The following is an 18451-nucleotide window of genomic DNA, read 5'->3' as shown; positions in this document are numbered from 1 at the left end:
TAAAAATAAAATGGTGCGACCGGGGAGATTTGAACTCCCACACCCGAGGGCACTACCACCTCAAGGTAGCGTGTCTACCGTTCCACCACGGTCGCACAAAAAAGTCTAACTCAAGAGAGTTAGACTGAGGTTTTTTTTAGGTTTATTAACCTAAATAAGGGTTTGCGTAAAGTGCAATTAGAGCAATTACAAGTGCATAAATAACTTGAGCTTCGATCATTGCAAGAGCGATGAACATAGTTGTCATTAGTTTAGCACCTAAACCTGGGTTTCTAGCAGTTCCAGCAATTGTAGCAGCTGCAGTATGACCCATACCGATAGCTCCACCAAGAGCAGCAAGACCAAGACCAAGACCAGCAGCAATCATTGAGTACGCTTTTAGTGTTTGGTTTGCAACATCACCATCATTAGCTAGTGCTGCAGTAGCAAGTGCTACCATTAAGAAAAGAATTTTTTTCATAGTTTCTCCATTAAAATTATTACAAATTTTTTCGGCTTACGTAACTGCATCCTCATGAATACAGCAACCCAAACATAAATGCAAGGATTTCCCTACTTAAATTTGATTGCGAATTATACAGAATTAGTTTTAAAACTTAGTTTAATTTTCTAAATTTTTTACTAAATAAAATTTTATGCGATTCCTAAAGAGATTTTATTGCCTTTAAATTCCAAGATTTCAACATTTATCTCTTCTCCCTCTTTTAAAATATCACTAACCTTTTCTACTCTTTGATCAGATATTTTAGAGATATGGAGTAATCCATCCACTCCATCTGGAAGCTCTATAAAAGCTCCGAATTCAACTATTTTCTTAACTATACCCTTGTGAATATCACCTACTTTATACTCTATTTTTGGCATTTTTGGAGTGCTTACTATTCCCTCAATATGCTCTCTTGCTGCTTGTACACCGCTCTTACTCTTTCCAGTTACTTTAACTTTTCCATCTTTTTTATCTATATCAATTGCAACTTCAAACTTCTCTATAATCTCACGAATTGTTTTTCCTGCTTGACCGATAATATCGCCTATGAAACTAGGATTTATATGGAAAAAATCTGTACTTGGAAGTACACCATCATTGAAAGAAATATTTTTTTCTGCTTCTTGCATAATATTAATGATGTGTGCTCTACCCTCTTTAGCTTGATAAAGAGCCTCTTTTAAGATATTTAGACTAATTCCGCCAAGTTTTATATCCATCTGCATAGCAGTGATACCATCTTTTGAACCAGTTACTTTAAAGTCTAAATCTCCATCATGATCTTCCAAGCCCATAATATCTGAGAGGATTGCATATTTATCGCCCTCACTTACCATTCCCATAGCAATTCCAGCTATCGTATCGCTTGTCTCAATATCAGCAGCACGAAGTGCCATATATCCACCACAAACAGTTGCCATAGAAGAAGAGCCATTTGACTCAAGTATCTCTGAAACTAAACGTACAGTTTGCCCTTCAAGATTTACAATAGGCTCTAGCGCTCTTTTGGCTAAATTTCCATGCCCCAACTCTCTTCTTTTTGTTCCCATGATAGGAGATGCTTCACCGACGCTAAATCCAGGGAAGTTGTAGTGAACCATGAAATTTTCATTTTGAGTTCCCTCATCAGTCAGGTTTTCAAACATTTGAGCATCTTTTGGTCCGCCCATTGTTAAAACCACAAGAGCTTGAGTCTGCCCACGAGTAAAAAGACAAGATGCGTGAGCGCTTGGAAGAACGTTTGTGCTTATTGATATTGGTCTTATCTCATTTAGCGCTCTACCATCTGCTCGAACTCTATCGTTTAAAATTTGTCCTCTAACCTGCTCTTTTTTTACACTCTCTATAACATCTTTGAGTTCAACTTCATCCCACTCTTCTTTTGTTATGATGATTTTTTTTCTAAGTTGTCTAAGAGCAGTTGAGCGTTCAGATTTTGCCATCTGGTTCATAGCAGATTTTATATCACTGTAATGATTTGAGCGTACATACTTAAGCATCTCTTCATTTAGTGCATGTGCTTTACATTCAAGGGGTGACGTCTCTTTTTTAAACTCTTTAAACATCTCTTCATACATGGCATTTGTCTCAAAAAGAAGCTCTTCTGCCTTTGCTAAAATAGTTATCAGTTCATCTTCAGGTACTGCATTTGAGACGTGCGTCGCAATAATAGCAGAGCTAAGAGTTGGATCCATTAATGGATCTATCATAAGATTTGTATCAACCTTGATTCCGCCTTTGCTTCTCATCTCTATCATCAAAAGATCCTCTTTTGTTCCAGAGAGATAAAGATCTAGCGTTGATTTATCAAGCTCTGAGAGTGTAGGATTTAGTATTAACTCTCCATCAATCTTTGCAACTCTTATAGCTGATACTGATTTGTTAATATCAATATCACTTACATATAGAGCTGCTGAAGCAGCATTTAGAGCCAATACTTGAAGGTCTGACTCTTTATCAACACTAAATACCATAATAGTTATCTGTGTTGGATGTCCAAATCCTTTTGGGAAAAGCGGGCGCAGAGACCTATCCACTATACGAGAAGTTAGTGTCTCAAAATCACTTGCTTTTGTCTCTCTCTTAAAAAACCCACCTGGAATTTTTCCAGCTGCGTATGCTTTTTCTATATACTGAACTGTCAAAGGGAGAAAATCATCTTTTACTATCTCTGTTTCATCTATTACCACTGTTGCAAGAATAACAGTATTTCCACTCTTTAACCATGCTGCTCCATTTGCTTGTTTTGCAACTTCACCAAATGAGTACTCTTCATTTTTGTTCTTTAAATCTATTTTTATATCATATTTCACTTTTTTCTCCTAAGATTTTTTCTATTCTCTCTTCATCTATCTTCTCTAACTCTTCATAATAAAGAGGGGTTTCAACGTAGTCATCTATCTTGTACAGATAAAAAAGGTCATCTGCAAAGGGTTCTAAAAACTCCAAAACATCGCTTGGAATTACAGGAGTTACTATATATATTGCTTTTGGCTTCATTGCCAATATGGCTTTTAGAGCAGTTAAAAATTTAAGCCCTGTCTCACTTCCTTCATCAACCAACATTACTATTTTATTATGCATTGATGTAAATGGGCGTCCTTTTCTATACTGATAGATATAACTTAAAATTTTCTCTTCATGTTTTCTGTGTGCTTCACCATAAATATAGTCATATTTTATTCCAAAAGCAGAGACAAGCTTCTCATTTATAACTATCTCTTCTCCCTCACAAACCCTTGCTATCTCACACTCATGATTATTTGGAGCCATTATCGCTTCTGAGAAGAGAAAATCTATACTATTTTTATACTTACCCCGTATATGAAATGCAAGTTCCAAACCACCCCTAGATACTGCTATTAGCTTCCAGTTTTCATCCTTTAGCCTCTGCATTGGTATCACATCATACAGCCTTTTCGCCGCATCTTCTCTATTTTTTAGTATATTTTTATATCTGCCCATTATCTAATTATTCCTAGATTTATCAGGTAATCTGTATGAGAATCCTGTTCCTTCACTGCCTGGTGCCATAATTGGTTTTAATCTTATAGTCAGGTATATATATCTATCATATATTGAGTCTGAACTACCCTTTAAACTAAGGATAGGGCGATTGTTCTCAACATATCTGAGTCCAAAATCCCAACATCTTTTTTGATATAAAAATCCAATCTCAAAACCTCTTTTCTCACTTCTTTCTAAGTCATAATCATGTTTAAAACTGTATGAGTAATGTTTGTCATAAATATAATTCACACTTGCCGTCATATAGCTAATTACTGGTCTAGCAGAGAAACTATTTTTATACATGTGAGAGAGTCCAAGGTTAAGACTTTTTCCAGTGTATGATATTTTATTGAAATTTTTAGAGAAACTATTTTCATCATAGTTATAAAACAGATTATTGTAAAAATTAAAATCATCAGTTATCTGATAATCAAGCTCATTTTCAAGATCACCTACACCACTGTTTACATTTTCGTATGAGATATTTTGTGCAACTCTATGATAGATAATTTGATTTCCCAAAGAGTCATAAATATATTGAGAAAAATATAGTTGAAGTCGCTTTTCTACATCTGCAATATTGTAAAATTCACATCTTGCAGCATACTCAGAATCAGATCTATTGACAGTTTTAGCGCAGTAATCGCCTCTTTGCTCATTTACAAACAAATCTTTTTGCTCATCATAGTAGCCATTTTCCATTTCAAAACCACCTATTTGGTACTGCGAGCCAAATTCTATTACATGTGTTAAGTCATCATAAGCATGTGTTAATTGCGTTGAAGCAGCTACTTGATGAGAGTTTCTAGCAAAGAGACCATTATCATACTCATTTGTTGGCGCTGCTATCTCATTTTTATTTTTAAAAGCTGTATGCTGAGCATACATGTTAGCTGTATATGATATATTTAAATACTCATCAAAAAGTGATGTATGAAGAGTTACTGGTATATTTAAGTCAGTTTGAACAGCACTTACTCCAGCTTGTCTATAGTAGTTATCACTTTTTATATCTAAACTATAAGATAGATGATCTTCTAAGAGGGTTTGTAAATATGTGTGATAATGAAGTGAGGGAAGACTTTGAAGCGTTTTTTCGTTACTATCAATTTCTAAATCTTTATAGTGCTTAAAATAGGCACCTACATAGTCACTATCCGTGTTGTAAAATAGATTAACTCTTGATAGAAGTTGTCTTGTTGTAGCATTTTGAGTTGTATCGTTTGTAGATAAATTTATATAATCAACATCGTTCATGTTAACTATATCCATATAGATACCTGATTGTCCTCTCAGATTTAGCCCAAACCATTGATTTATAAAATCATTATTGTCATATAGAAAATTAAATCCGTAATGCTTGTTATTTGCCAATATATTCTCTTGAAAATATCTATCCTGCTCTTTAAAAAAACCTGTTGTAAGAGAGCCTTTTGAAGTTTTGCTATCAACAAATCTAAATGTAGAGTAAAGTCCAGAGCCACGATTTGTTCTGATTTGTGGTTTTAATTCTAAATCCCACCAGTTTTGTTCTGCAATAAAGAGTGCTTGTTCGTAGTAAAACCCCTCTTTTTGAGAATATCCAACCATTGGAGGCAAAACACCTGTTCTTCTTGTAGTATCTAAAGAGTAACCAAAATATGGAGTGTAAAAAACAGGTATATCATAAAGATAAAGTCTTGCATTATATAGATTTAGCCACATTGTATCTGTGTTATATTCTGAAGATGTAAACTCCATTTTCCATAAAGGATTATTTGGATTACATCCACTCATAACTCCAGAGGTTACATTTATATCTTTTGCTTTTGAATATCCTTTGTCGCCGCTCAACCAAACATCAGATTTTTTCTCCAACATGTAAAATGGCGCAAATGTTCTCTCTTTATTTGCAATATTTAATTTTGCATACTCCCCAAGAACTTTAATATTCTCCCCTTGAGAAGCTCTAATATTTTCAAATAATTCTAAATCACCACTACTTCTGTCATAGCGGGCTCTCTTTGCACTAAGATGATAATCTTGATAAATTACAACTACATCCCCTTTTGCAGTTACGACATTATCGTTCGTATCCATTGTAGTGGCATATATCTCTACTTTGTCATTGTTTTTAATATTTTCAGCTGTTGCACCAGTAATTAAAAGTGCTACTAAAATAAAAAGTTTAAACATCTACAACCAATGTTTTAGCACTTTTGTCATGCCAAGCTTGTCTTGATGGGTCAAGCACTCCCCATAAAAAACCAAGATAAAAGAGCATCTCACTTATTACTCTAATTATTGCGCGGTTTAGTGCAACAATTACATTTGGTTTTTGCAATGTTTTAATCTCTACTACTCTAATTTTTACAAGAAGTTTACCAAGAGTTGCTCCATATTGCATTACGAAAAAAGCTTGATATATAATTTTTATTACCATGTACTCCAAAAAGAATTTATTTGTTAACAAAATCATCTCCTCAAGAGTTTTAGCTTCAAGGAAAGAGTCTCCAAGACCAATTATTAACAAAAGAGAAAGAAGCATCTCATCTACAAAAAAAGCCATTGACCTCTTTTTGATTGATGCTAATTTCATATCTTCATGATAGAGTCTATCTTGAATATCTTCGTTCACTTTACCTCTTTAAAAAGAGCTTGATAAGCTATATCTGTACGAAGTTTTTTACCAGCAAAATGAACTTGTCCACATCGCATGTAGGCTCTATCTCTTGCTTCTTTTATGGTATCGCCTAATCCAACACAAACTAAAACTCTTCCACCATCAGCATAGAGCTTATCATCAATCATACTAACTCCAGCATAAGAGATGTGCGTGTATTTTTCTATCTCTTCATGGTAAACATTGTCTAATATTATCTCAGCGGGAGTTGAGTTTGAGTATGGATAATTTGCACTTGCCATAACAACACCTACTGCAAACTGTGAAGAAAACTCTACTTTTATCTCGCCGAGTCTGTTTGTTGCAGCTTTATAGAACATATCACTCACACTTGAAGTCATAAGAGGCATAAGAATCTCACACTCAGGGTCTCCAAAACGAACATTAAACTCTAAAGTAATTGGTTCACCATTTACAACCATGATGCCAATAAAAAGGACTCCCTCAAATGGAGCATTTTCCATCTTCATACCGTCGAGTGTTGGGCGGATAATTCTATCTCTTACCTTTTGGTAAAGCTCTTCATCAACCAAAGGAGTAGGAGCATAAGCACCCATTCCACCAGTATTTGGTCCTTGATCGCCATCCATTACTCTTTTGTGATCTTGTGCCGCTGGAAGGAGTATATAATCATCTCCATCACAAACTGCAAACATAGAGAGTTCATACCCATCTAAGAACTCTTCTACTATAACTTTTTTTCCCGCATCTCCAAAACTTTTTCCACTTAACATCTCTGAAATTGCAACTTTTGCTTCATCATGAGTTAATGCGATAATTACGCCCTTACCGCCGCATAAACCATCAGCTTTTACTACAATTGGTGTTTGTAATTTATCTGTAAATTTAAATGCTTCTTCTATTGATGCAGTCTCTATATAGCGAGCTGTTGGAATGTTGTATTTTGCCAAAAAGTTTTTCATATATACTTTTGAACCCTCAAGTTGTGCAGCTTCTTTGCTTGGTCCAAAGATTACAAGGTTATTTGATTTAAATATATCAACCACGCCATCAACTAGAGGTGCTTCAGGACCTACGATAGTTAGCTCTATGCCACTCTCTTTAGCAAATAGTGCCAAATCATTATAATCTTTAATATTTAGATTTTTTCCAAGTGAGCTAGTTGCTCCGTTTCCTGGCATAAAAAAGAGTTCATGAGCCTCATTTTCATTTAAAATTGCACGAGCAATAGAGTACTCTCTACCGCCGCTGCCTAATATTAAAATCTTCATTAAAGCTCCAAAAATAAGTTAAAAAATATCTACTCAAAACATCAAAATATTTTCAGTAAATACGCTTTGATAATAGCCCGAGTAGCCGTCTCGCAGTTGGCTTGGTTCTAAAAGCCGTATTTGGGCGAAGAGAGTGCTCTTTATCGGCGGCATTATCTCGACAGAGTAAACATATCTCAAACGATAGCACCGACACACAAGAGCATTACTAGTTCGCTAATTGAAAATGTAGAACCCTCATTAAGCGATATATCGAACCACCCAGACTATTGATACTATTATACAAAATATTTCTTGATTTTATTTTATAAATCGTTATTTTGCTTCTATTGCAAGCTCAATACAGCTCTCTATAGACGTGTTTTGACTAATTACATACTTTATATCTTTTGGCAAATAAGCAGCTGTCGTTGTACCAATTACTATAACTTTTGCATTTGGATGGATTGTATTGTTTTTTAAAAAACACTCAATTGAGGATGGTGATGTAAAAATAAGGGTTGAATCATCTTCTACTCTTACCTCTAGTATCTCTTTTGAGCACTCGCTTATATAGAGTATCTTCTCATCAATCTCATATCCTTCCTCTTTTGCTATTTGAACGAAACTTGAAGCTATAAGTTCTGCTCTAAGATAGAGCCATTTAGTAACATGGGGTAACTCTCTTATGTTTTTTATAAGATTATCACCATAGCCATCTCCGCTTGCCAAAATCTTGCCTCCGATTGCCCTGTACGAATCTGCTGTTTTATCAGAGACGCAAAGAGCAGCAATGTTTATAAACTCCTCTTTGTTGTACTGTTCAAGCGCTTTTACAGTCTGTTTTGATGTGACAATGAGGTAATCATATTTTGAAAAGTCAATTTCTGGCTTTAAGTATCTAACATCTAAAGATTTTATACTTCTTGCATGTTTACTCTTTGAAGTAGCAAAAAGATAGATATTTTTTGACATATTCTCCTCTTTATTCCCACTCTATTGTAGCAGGCGGCTTTGAGCTTATATCATAAACCACACGGTTAATTCCATCTACTTCATTTATAATTCTTCTACTAATTCTCTCTAGTAAGTCATGAGGCAGATGAGCAAATGTTGCAGTCATTCCATCAACTGCCTCAACAACTCTTACACAAACAGTATTATCATAAGTGCGGTTATCGCCCATAACTCCAACCGATTTTACATTTAATAAAACCACAAACGCTTGCCATGTTTTTGCATAGTACCCACTAGCTTTTAGCTCATCTAGCAAAATAACATCTGCTTCACGAAGAAGTGTTAAATCAGCCTCATTTACATCTCCCATGATACGAATTGCAAGTCCTGGACCAGGGAATGGATGACGGTTTATCATGGATTCGGGAAGTCCTAATTCTAGTCCGATTTTACGAACCTCATCTTTAAAAAGTTCTCTTAGTGGCTCTATTAATTCGAAATCCATCCAATCAGGCAATCCGCCAACATTATGATGAGATTTTATAACCTCAGATGGTCCATTAACGCTTATAGATTCAATAACATCTGGATAGAGAGTTCCTTGAGCTAAAAACTTAATACCATCATGTTTTTTAGCCTCTTTTTCAAACTCCTCTATGAATGTATGCCCAATAATCTTTCTTTTTTTCTCAGGGTCACTAACACCTGCTAGTTTACTTAAGAAATTCTCTCTTGCATCAACTACAACAAGAGGCACCTTAAGATTTATTTTAAAAACCTCTTCAACTTGCTCTCTCTCACCTTTTCTAAGAAGCCCATTATCTACAAAAACAGGTACTAGTTGATCTCCTATTGCCTCATAAAGCATAGCTGCTACAACGGAACTATCAACTCCGCCGCTAAGTCCACACAGTACTTTTCCACTACCGACTTTTGCGCGAATATTCTTAATCTGCTCTTTTAAGAAGTGCTCCATCTTCCACTTCTCAGTAACTCCACAAATATTTCTTGCAAAGTTACGAAGCATCAAATAGCCCTCTTCTGAGTGTTGAACTTCAGGATGATACTGCATTGCGTAGATGCGTTTTTCTTCATTTGCTATTGCAGCGTATGGAGAGTTAGAAGAGACTGCAATTGGTTCAAAGCCCGCAGGAAGGGTATCTACCTTATCACTGTGGCTCATCCATACAATTCTCTCATCATCACAATCTTTAAAAAGTGGTGAAGGGTTTGTTTCTAGATTTAATATTTTTAGTTCCGCTTTGCCATATTCATGATGAGATGCACGGACAACACTTCCACCAAAGTCAGCTGCAATTCTTTGCATACCATAACAGATTCCAAGAACTGGAATATCCATCTTATAAACGCCTTGGTCAACCTCGTAAGCATCTTTATTGTAAACTGAAGATGGACCACCGCTTAAAATAATACCTTGTGGATTTTTTGCTTTAATATCTGCTACTTTTGTGTGATATGGAAGAATTTCACAATAAATTTTATCTTCTCTAAGACGGCGAGCTATAAGCTGTGTATATTGAGAGCCAAAGTCCAATACTATAATGCTAACATTTGTCATTTGATTACCTTTAAAAAAGTGTTTTGAAGTGCCTAATAGGCGTTAAGAGGGTATGTACCCTTTTGATGTCAAAAGGATACAATAATTAAGATTAATGTTTAATATATGCCCAATATTTCAAACTGAACATACCAGATACCTATAGAAACTATATAACCTATAAGAATAGTCCATGAGTATTTCATATGTGAACTAAATGTGTATATTCCTGGTAATTTTCCCATAACACCAACACCAGCGGCAGAACCAAATGATATTAGCGAGCCGCCAATCCCAGCAGTTAGTGTAACCAAGAGCCACTGATCTATTCCCATCTCTGGATTTGCTTTTAAGACGGCAGACATAACAGGAACGTTATCTACTATTGCCGAGAGGAAACCAACACCTATATTTGACCAAGTTGGACCAAGAACTGATGGATCATAAACTACAGCAGCAAGAGCTAACCAACCAACAAAGTAAAGAGCACCAACTGCTGCTAAGATTCCAAAGAAGAATAGAAGCGTATTATTTTCAATTTTTGCAATAGAGTGAAAAATATTAAAATCAGAATTGTAAACCCTCTTAAGTCTGTAAGCATATAGTTTAAGTAATGAAAGACCAAATAACATTCCCCACATAGCTGGGAGATGAAGCACTTGATGAGAGAGAACGGCACATACTATTGTAAATACGCCAAGAGCCATAACAACCTTAGCACCTCTCATCATCTCAGGTTTTTTCTCAGTTGATGCATCAAATGGAGGAACATCTTCTGGCACAAATCTACTAAGAAGATATGCAGTTATAAAATAACCTCCGATTGAAGCTGGGAAAAGAAATAAGAAATCAACAAAAGGTGCCTTTCCAGCCGCCCATGCCATGAGGGTTGTAATATCTCCAAATGGACTCCAAGCACCGCCTGCATTTGCTGCAACAACAATATTTATAGCACCTGGAACTAAAAACGATGCTTTATTTCTCTCTATTGTTATTAAAACAGTTGAGAGAATAAGAGCTGTTGTTAAGTTGTCCGCAACTGGTGAGAGGAAAAACGCTAAAAATCCTGTAGCCCAAAAAAGTTTTCTATAGCTATATCCCTTAGATACAAGCTTATATTTGAGGCTATCAAAAACACCCATGTGAATCATTGACTCTATGTATGTCATAGCAACAAATAAGAAAAAGAAAATCTCTGCAATCTCTAAGATAACATGTTCAACTTCGGTATGAACAAGATTCATATCCATTCCGTTTATTGCATAATATAGTGCAACTAGTATAAACAAAAAAGTTCCAGTAAGAAGCGCTGGTTTAGCTTTGTCTATATGGTATTTCTCTTCTGATGCAACAAAATAGTAGCCAACAATAAAGATAGCAAGAGAAGCAAAACCAACCCATGTAAACGTTAAATCTGGAAGTGCACCTACAGATTCCCCTGAGCTAGCATATGCAAAACTAACACCAAACATAATAATTAACAACTTAATCATTATCATCCTTTTGTATAAAATGTACCCCAATTGACTCATCTCTAGCTAATGCTCCAAGAACAATCTCTCTTGCTGTGAGTAAACGAAATTTTAGAAGTTTACCAATTTTTTCATTTAATAGAGCATTTATTTGATGCAATGCACTATTTAGTCCATTTTTTGTTCTAACTATAGAAACTTTTTCCCACATAATGCGGCGGAGAAGATTTTTTTTCTCTTTGTCCTCTTTTAAACTCATAATCTCGCTGCTGACTTCAAAAAAGAGCTCTTTTTTACTGTTTTTTTTCTTTAGAATGTGCTCTACTGCTCTTTTACCAAAAACCAACCCCTCTAAAAGGGAGTTTGAAGCAAGTCTATTAGCACCATGAACTTTTGTTGAAGCAACTTCACCTATTGCATATAGAGATTTTATGCTTGGAACTGCACCATTAACGTCTGTTTTAATTCCACCTATTGCATAGTGAAATGCTGGTGATATAGGAACTCTCTGTTTAGGAACATCATATCCTAAGAGTTGGAGACTCTTATATAAATTTGGAAATCGTTTTGTAAAATATACATGGTCAAAATTTTTAAATGAGAGATATGTCTGCATCTTTGTTTTTTTATTGTGATCATAGATAGCTTTACTCACAATATCCCTTGAAGCAAGCTCTCCTCTCTCGTCATAATCAAAAAGAAATCTTCGCCCAGCTTCATCTTCAACAGTAGCTCCCTCACCTCTTAGCGCCTCAGTTAAAAGTAGTTTTTGAGCAGAATCACTATCTACAAATACAGTTGGATGGAACTGCATCATCTCCATATCGCTCAGCTCAATCCCCTTCATTACACAAAGTCCTTGCATATCAGCACTAATACAAGGCGCATTTGTATGAAATTCATAGAGCGAGCCGACGCCGCCGCTTGCGAGAATTACATTATCAGCGTATATATTTCTGCTCTCTCTGTGATCTAAAACAGTAACGCCATAACACTCACCATCTTTTATAAGCAAATCCACAACTCTTGCATCAGTCAACATCGGGTGTGGATTTTGTTGTAGTAAAAAGTAGTGCATATGTCGCCCTGTGGCATCTCCTCCAGCATGTAAAATGCGTTCTTTTGAGTGAGCCGCCTCTTTTGTATATAGAAGATTTCCATCTTTATCTCTATCAAATTCAAATCCACGATTTATCAAATCATCAATAATTGCGCGTGAACTCTCACTGAGAACTCTTACAGCCTCTTCGCTGCAAAGTCCTGCTCCTGCATCAAGTGTGTCTTGTACATGTAGAGGAATATCCTCTGCATCAATTGCCAAAGCTATGCCGCCTTGAGCGTAAAAGCTATTACACTTAAATGTTTCTCTTTTGTTAATTAGGAGGACTTTTTTGCTCTTTGGGATGTGAGTTGCAGCATAAAGACCAGCTACTCCAGCACCCACAATTATTACATCATATCTCATTTATTTATGGCATCGCTTTCATTATTGTCGCTCTTTGGCTCTTTGATGATAAATTTTACATTTTCATCGCCCTTTGGCGCACTCTGTAAATAGTATGGATCAGCCTTATAACCACATCCATTCAAACTTAATAAAAACATTGCTATAATTGCCAGATGAAAAACGCTAGTCAAATTATAAATTCTATTCAAAGCAGACCTCAATTCTCTAAACTAATTTACTATAAATGTATAAAAATAGTCCAATCTATGTTTACTCCGCCTATACAAAACATGATTAACTTCGCTTATATCAAAAACAAAACACTATTTTTCGTATTTAATCATCCTATTGGGAAACAAGAATTTGATAATAATATACAAAGCATTAAAAGTGCTTTAAAGTTCTATATGCCCACCGAGTGCAAAGAGTGTGATGAGAATTTATTTGATGATATTAAAGCGTTTGTAACACATGCTCCAAAGAGCCAAAATGTGAAAACAAAAGACATAATTGGAACCTATCAAGAGCGCTCAAATGGCGATTTTAACATCGATATAAAAGATGAAAAATTGAACTCTTTAGCTAAAGAAATTCAAAAAATAATCAAAGAGACAAGAAGTCATGACTCTTAGAGAGTGCATAAAGCAGCTTCCAGATTCTGCTGGAGTTTATCAATATTTTGACAAAGATGGACATCTTCTCTACATTGGAAAAGCAAAAAGTTTGGCAAAGAGAGTAAAAAGCTACTTTAATTTTGCTCCCAAATTCAAACCAAATTCAAACCTCTCAAGTAGAATTTCTAAGATGATTTCTCAAACTCATACACTCCAATATATAGTTGTAAACTCCGAGCATGACGCACTTATCCTAGAAAATTCTCTTATCAAGCAACTTATGCCAAAATACAATATTTTGCTTCGTGATGATAAAACATATCCATACATCTACATAGACAACTCACAAAAATATCCCAGATTTGAGATGACAAGAAAAATCATCAAATCATCAAATATTAAATACTATGGTCCATTTTCAGTAGGTGCTCGTGATATTTTAGACTCTATTTATGAGCTATGTGCACTTGTGCAAAAAAAAGGCTCTCTCACTTCAAAGAAACTCTGCCTTTACCATCAGATAAATCGATGTTTGGGTCCATGTGAACTACATGTAAGTGATGAAGATTACCAAAGAGAGTTAGATTTAGCAAAAGAGCTCATTTTAAATAAAAAAATATTGATTAAAAAGCTTCAAGAGAAGATGTTTTATTATGCTGATAACTTAAGATTTGAAGAGGCGACGGCACTTCGTGACAGATGCGAGAGGATAAGTCGCTCAGAGATTAAGAGCGAGATAGATTTTGCAAGTAGTGAAAATTATGATATTTTTGTCATTGCCTCCTCCCAAAGCAGAGCAGTAGTTGTTAGAATTTTTATGAGAGAGGGCAAGATAATATCCTCTTCTCATGATTACATACAACTTCATGAGGGATATGATGAAGATGAGCTTTATCAAAGGGCTATTATGGGGTTTTATTCTCATGGTAAACCCCCTATTATCGCCCCTATTTTAGTAGCCTCAGAGTTTGAGGGCAAAGATAGCATAGAGGAGTTTTTAAGCACACTCTTTGAGAAAAAGGCAGATATAAAAGTTCCAAAAACTGCAAAAAGAAAGCAACTTATAGATTTGGCACTGCTAAATGCCGCAGAACTCCTTAAAAATGAGACTAAAGAAAACCAGAGTGGAATTTTAGATGAGATAAAAAAGCTTTTTTCTCTTCAAAGAGTCCCCTCTAGAGTAGAAACTTTTGACAACTCTCATATGTCAGGAGTTGCAACTGTTGGTGCTATGTCTGTTTATGAAAATGGGGCGTTTGATAAAAAAAGTTATCGCATCTATCATCTTGAAGCAAGAGATGAATACGCTCAAATGAGAGAGATGCTCCTTAGACGAGTTGAGAGTTTTCTAAAAAATCCTCCTCCTGATTTATGGATTTTAGATGGTGGAAGTACACTGCTAAATCTAGCCTTGTCTATCTTAGAGTCAAGTGGAGTAAATATAGATGTCATTGCAATTGCCAAAGAGAAAGTAGATGCAAAAGCTCATCGCGCAAAGGGTAAAGCAAAAGACATCATCTACTCAAGGGAGGATATCTTTAAACTTTTAGATAGTGACAAGAGACTTCATTTTGTTCAAAAATTAAGAGATGAAGCTCACAGATGCGCTATAAATTTTCATAAAAAAACAAAATTAAAAAGTGATAATGAGAGCAAGTTGCTCACATTAAAGGGTATTTCTCAAGCAAAAATCATCAAACTCTTAAAACACTTTACTACATTTGATGCCATCAAAGAAGCTAGTGTTGAAGAACTTAGCACTGTGTTAAACTTAAAAGATGCAAATATTATAAAGAGTAGTTACATATAAGTTTTTTTAAATTTATACTATATTTACTTAACTATATAATTTCAAACCATACTAAAGAGAGGTTTACATGAACAAAATTGTGCCAAATGATAAAGAGTATATATTTCAAGGCAAAGTGGCAATTTGCCAAACAGATTTAGAAGGAAACATAACTTTTGTAAATAGAAAATTTTGTGAAATCTCTGGCTATAGCGTTGATGAATTAAATAAAAAAAATATAAATATGCTAAAACATCCAGATACAAATCCATCTATTTACGAGAAGATGTGTAGCACCCTAAAGGGTGCCTTAGTCTATAATGACATGTTAAAAATTATCCGAAAAGATGGTAGTTATTATTGGGTTGATATTGAAGTTACCAATATTGTTGACAAACAAGAACGCATAAGTGGCTATATTTCTATTAGCAAACCCTCTGCTAGAAAAAATATTCAATATGAGATGAATTAAACGCTGTGCAATTTGGATTAAAAAACAGACTAAGACTCATTAGTCTTCTACCGATAATTGTTCTCTTTTCCATGACTAGCTATTATGTTTATAGCTCGTTTCTTGGATTTAATGCAGCACAACAGCTCCAAGAGAGACTAGACCAGAATAAACATCTCAATGAAGCTCTTAGCAATATTGCTCGTGAACGTGGTATGAGCGCTATGTACCTTGGAAATAAAACCCGCAATATTCATAAATCTCTTATTGAGCAGAGAAAAATTGTTGATGAGAAGGTAGAGGACTATCTTAAGTATGCACGAAACAACAAAAGACTCCATACACACACAAGCAAGAGCAATAAAGAAGAGTGTCTAGCATGTAGCAATGTCGATAGTGTAATTAGTGCAATAGTAAAAATCAAATCAGTAAGACCTTTAGTTGATGCTCATGCAATAGAATTTAAGGAGATGTTTATTGATGCCTATGGCAAAGCTCAAATAGCATTTATTAAACAACTTGAACAAATTACAGAAAATCAAATAGACAAAGAGGTAAATCAGCTCTATTCACTATATATTGCCATGGTTAATGCTAAAGAAGCCTCTGGGATTGAGAGAGGATATATGGCTTATATTATCTCTCGCTCATCAGAGCTTCAAAGAGATGACCTAAACGAGTGGATATCTCTCATAGGTAAAGCAGATTCAATAAATTACGGAGGTATTCAAAACAAAAATCTCATTAGTAGTTTAGATGCGCTTTTTAAAAATGAGGACAGTTTAGAGCTCTTTGGGGATATTAATAGCGAAAGGGCTGCGATTATTTCCATCTCTCATAGCGGTGAATATGATATTACCTCTGGTGTATGGTTTACGATGCTATCTGAGAAAATAAATATTATCGCTCAAGCAGAGGATTTACTCTTAAATGCCATGAATACAAGGGCACAAAAAGTTCAAGAGGAGTCTCTTCAAGTTCTTATAATAACATTTAGTGTTTGGTTAATAGCAATTATTCTAGCTGTTTTAGGATTTGTTTTATCAAATCAAATTGCAAAAAATATTAGAAACCTTGAGAGTGTATTAGAAAAAGTTGCTGGAGATTATGACTCTAAAGAGAGAAAAATAAATCTACATACTGCTGAGGGCACTGATTTAGCTTATGAACTTTTAGAAGACATTATAGAACAGACAAAAATGGATAAGATATCGGCTCAAGAAGCGAGTGAAGCTAAGTCGATGTTTTTAGCAAATATGTCACATGAGATTAGAACTCCATTAAATGGTATAGTTGGATTTACAGAGCTTCTCAAAGATTCTGGTCTGCAACAAGAGCAGAGTGAATTTGTTGATATTATTGAAAAAAGTTCTGAGAATCTTCTTGAAATTATAAACAACATTCTTGACCTTTCTAAAATAGAGAGTAATAAACTTGAAATTGAAAATATCCTATTTAACCCGATTGTAGAGTTTGAGAGCGCTGTTGAAGTCTATGCAGTTCGTGCTAGTGAAAAGCATATTAATCTTGGATGCTTTATAGATCCCAGCCTTGAGTTTTGGCTAAAAGGAGACCCTACTAAATTAAAAGAGATTATTATAAATCTTCTCTCAAATGCTGTTAAATTTACAAATAATGCTGGTTTTATCAATGTAAATATAAGAAAAATAGACTCAGATAAGAGTACAAAAACAAGAGTTAGATTTGAGATTCAAGATAGCGGTATCGGTGTAACTAGTGAGCAAAAATCTAAAATATTTGAAGCATTTTCTCAAGCAGACACTTCTATTACACGTAAATATGGAGGAACTGGTCTTGGACTTACAATCTCGAGCAACTTCGTTGAACTTATGGGTGGAAAACTAGATTTAGAAAGTAAACTTGCAGAGGGTACAACATTCTTCTTTACTCTTGATTTTGAAAAGGCAGAAACATTACATGAGACATCAAAAAACAGTTTTAATGCTTTGAGCGCTCTTATTTTAAGCGATTCTGAAAAAATTAAAAAACAAGATAAGTATCTAAGAGAGTATCTTGAGTATTATGGAGTTGGCTTTAAAACGTTTAATGCAATAGAGAAGCTAGAACTTCTATTAAAAGATAGTGATTACAATCTCCTTTTTGTGGATTATGACTATACAAGCGAGGAGACTCTGCGAGAATTATCGAAACTTCCTCAAGAGTTAGTAGTTCTCACAAAATCAAACTTAATGAAAAGAGTAGATTCGTTAGGGCTAAACATCTTTAAAATCTTATATGAACCAATTCATGCTTCAAAAATCAGACAAATACTTGAGAACTATACTCTTTTGAATGCTAAAATAGAAGTCGCTAAAAAATCATCATGTAAAAATTTTGATCTTAGTAAATCGAAATTTATTGCTGATGTTTTGGTTGCGGAAGACAATACCATTAACCAAAAACTCATTCAAAGAACACTTGAAGATTTAGGTCTTAATGTAACGATTGCAAATAATGGTTTGGATGCTTTTCAAAAAAGAAAAGATGGGAAGTTTGATCTAATATTTATGGATATTCAGATGCCATTTCTTGATGGTGTTGAAGCTACTGCCGAGATTTTAGAGTGGGAGGCTGATTATAAGCAGCCTCATGTACCTATTGTTGCACTTACAGCAAACGCACTAAAAGGAGACAGAGAGAAGTTCATCTTAGCAGGTTTAGATGAGTACACAACAAAACCTCTTGTAAGAGCAGAGATTATTACTATCTTAAATATGTTTTTAGCAGATTTTATAGTTGAAGTCAATGAGACAAAGAGTTGATTAAGCATTTG

15 protein-coding genes and 1 tRNA gene are annotated in these 18451 nt (G+C 34.9%); 4 read left to right on the top strand and 12 right to left on the bottom strand.

The annotated features are described in order from the left end of the window. Positions 1-11 precede the first annotated feature (11 nt). From SUDEN_RS02240 to SUDEN_RS11355, 12 genes are all read right to left on the bottom strand, one after another. Positions 12-95: transfer RNA gene (locus SUDEN_RS02240), tRNA-Leu, on the bottom strand. A 50-nt stretch (positions 96-145) separates the two neighbouring features. Further along, positions 146-460 carry a F0F1 ATP synthase subunit C gene (locus SUDEN_RS02235; protein WP_011372064.1) on the bottom strand — a complete coding sequence of 105 codons (315 nt, stop codon included), beginning with the start codon at positions 458-460 and terminating at the stop codon, positions 146-148. A 173-nt stretch (positions 461-633) separates the two neighbouring features. Then, entirely contained in the window at positions 634-2799 is a 2166-nt protein-coding gene (locus tag SUDEN_RS02230) for a polyribonucleotide nucleotidyltransferase (RefSeq protein ID WP_011372063.1), read from the bottom strand. Beyond that, entirely contained in the window at positions 2789-3451 is a 663-nt protein-coding gene (locus SUDEN_RS02225; RefSeq protein ID WP_011372062.1) for a phosphoribosyltransferase, read from the bottom strand. Before SUDEN_RS02225 ends, SUDEN_RS02230 begins: the two co-directional genes overlap by 11 nt. 3 nt (positions 3452-3454) lie before the next feature. Further along, positions 3455-5671: an LPS-assembly protein LptD gene (locus tag SUDEN_RS02220; protein ID WP_011372061.1), complete on the bottom strand. Its 2217-nt coding sequence runs from the start codon at positions 5669-5671 to the stop codon at positions 3455-3457. Then, positions 5664-6113: an RDD family protein gene (locus tag SUDEN_RS02215; protein WP_011372060.1), complete on the bottom strand. Its 450-nt coding sequence runs from the start codon at positions 6111-6113 to the stop codon at positions 5664-5666. The genes SUDEN_RS02220 and SUDEN_RS02215 overlap by 8 nt, the downstream gene beginning before the upstream one ends. Beyond that, positions 6110-7390, bottom strand: a complete 1281-nt coding sequence (gene purD, locus SUDEN_RS02210) for a phosphoribosylamine--glycine ligase (RefSeq protein WP_011372059.1) — start codon at positions 7388-7390, stop codon at positions 6110-6112. Before purD ends, SUDEN_RS02215 begins: the two co-directional genes overlap by 4 nt. A 315-nt stretch (positions 7391-7705) precedes the next feature. Continuing rightward, positions 7706-8344 (bottom strand): uroporphyrinogen-III synthase, encoded by a 639-nt coding sequence (locus tag SUDEN_RS02205; protein WP_011372058.1) that lies wholly within the window; start codon positions 8342-8344, stop codon positions 7706-7708. A 10-nt stretch (positions 8345-8354) separates the two neighbouring features. After that, the gene (gene guaA / locus SUDEN_RS02200) at positions 8355-9905 is read right to left on the bottom strand and encodes a glutamine-hydrolyzing GMP synthase (protein WP_011372057.1); all 1551 of its coding nucleotides are present in this window, start codon (positions 9903-9905) and stop codon (positions 8355-8357) included. A 98-nt stretch (positions 9906-10003) separates the two neighbouring features. Further along, entirely contained in the window at positions 10004-11383 is a 1380-nt protein-coding gene (nhaD, locus tag SUDEN_RS02195; RefSeq protein WP_083756751.1) for a sodium:proton antiporter NhaD, read from the bottom strand. Then, positions 11370-12821, bottom strand: coding sequence for an L-aspartate oxidase (gene nadB, locus SUDEN_RS02190; RefSeq protein ID WP_011372055.1), 1452 nt, complete (start codon positions 12819-12821; stop codon positions 11370-11372). Before nadB ends, nhaD begins: the two co-directional genes overlap by 14 nt. After that, positions 12818-13012, bottom strand: a complete 195-nt coding sequence (locus SUDEN_RS11355) for a hypothetical protein (RefSeq protein ID WP_162465561.1) — start codon at positions 13010-13012, stop codon at positions 12818-12820. Before SUDEN_RS11355 ends, nadB begins: the two co-directional genes overlap by 4 nt. Before the next feature lie 198 nt (positions 13013-13210). Here SUDEN_RS11355 and SUDEN_RS11440 point away from each other — a divergent pair, with 198 nt between their 5' ends. The 4 genes from SUDEN_RS11440 (at position 13211) to SUDEN_RS02170 (ending at position 18440) form a co-directional block, all read left to right on the top strand. After that, positions 13211-13435, top strand: coding sequence for a hypothetical protein (locus SUDEN_RS11440; RefSeq protein WP_238374817.1), 225 nt, complete (start codon positions 13211-13213; stop codon positions 13433-13435). Next, positions 13425-15227 carry an excinuclease ABC subunit UvrC gene (uvrC, locus tag SUDEN_RS02180; protein WP_011372053.1) on the top strand — a complete coding sequence of 601 codons (1803 nt, stop codon included), beginning with the start codon at positions 13425-13427 and terminating at the stop codon, positions 15225-15227. Before SUDEN_RS11440 ends, uvrC begins: the two co-directional genes overlap by 11 nt. Before the next feature lie 67 nt (positions 15228-15294). Further along, on the top strand, positions 15295-15678 hold the full coding sequence (locus tag SUDEN_RS02175) for a PAS domain-containing protein (RefSeq protein ID WP_011372052.1): 384 nt from the start codon (positions 15295-15297) through the stop codon (positions 15676-15678). Between the two features lie 5 nt (positions 15679-15683). Then, positions 15684-18440 (top strand): ATP-binding protein, encoded by a 2757-nt coding sequence (locus SUDEN_RS02170; protein ID WP_083756750.1) that lies wholly within the window; start codon positions 15684-15686, stop codon positions 18438-18440. Positions 18441-18451 lie beyond the last annotated feature (11 nt).

It is taken from the genome of Sulfurimonas denitrificans DSM 1251, from assembly GCF_000012965.1.
Taxonomy (GTDB): domain Bacteria; phylum Campylobacterota; class Campylobacteria; order Campylobacterales; family Sulfurimonadaceae; genus Sulfurimonas; species Sulfurimonas denitrificans.
Note: the sequence above shows the minus strand (reverse complement) of the source record. Positions and strands in the feature narration are given on the sequence as shown.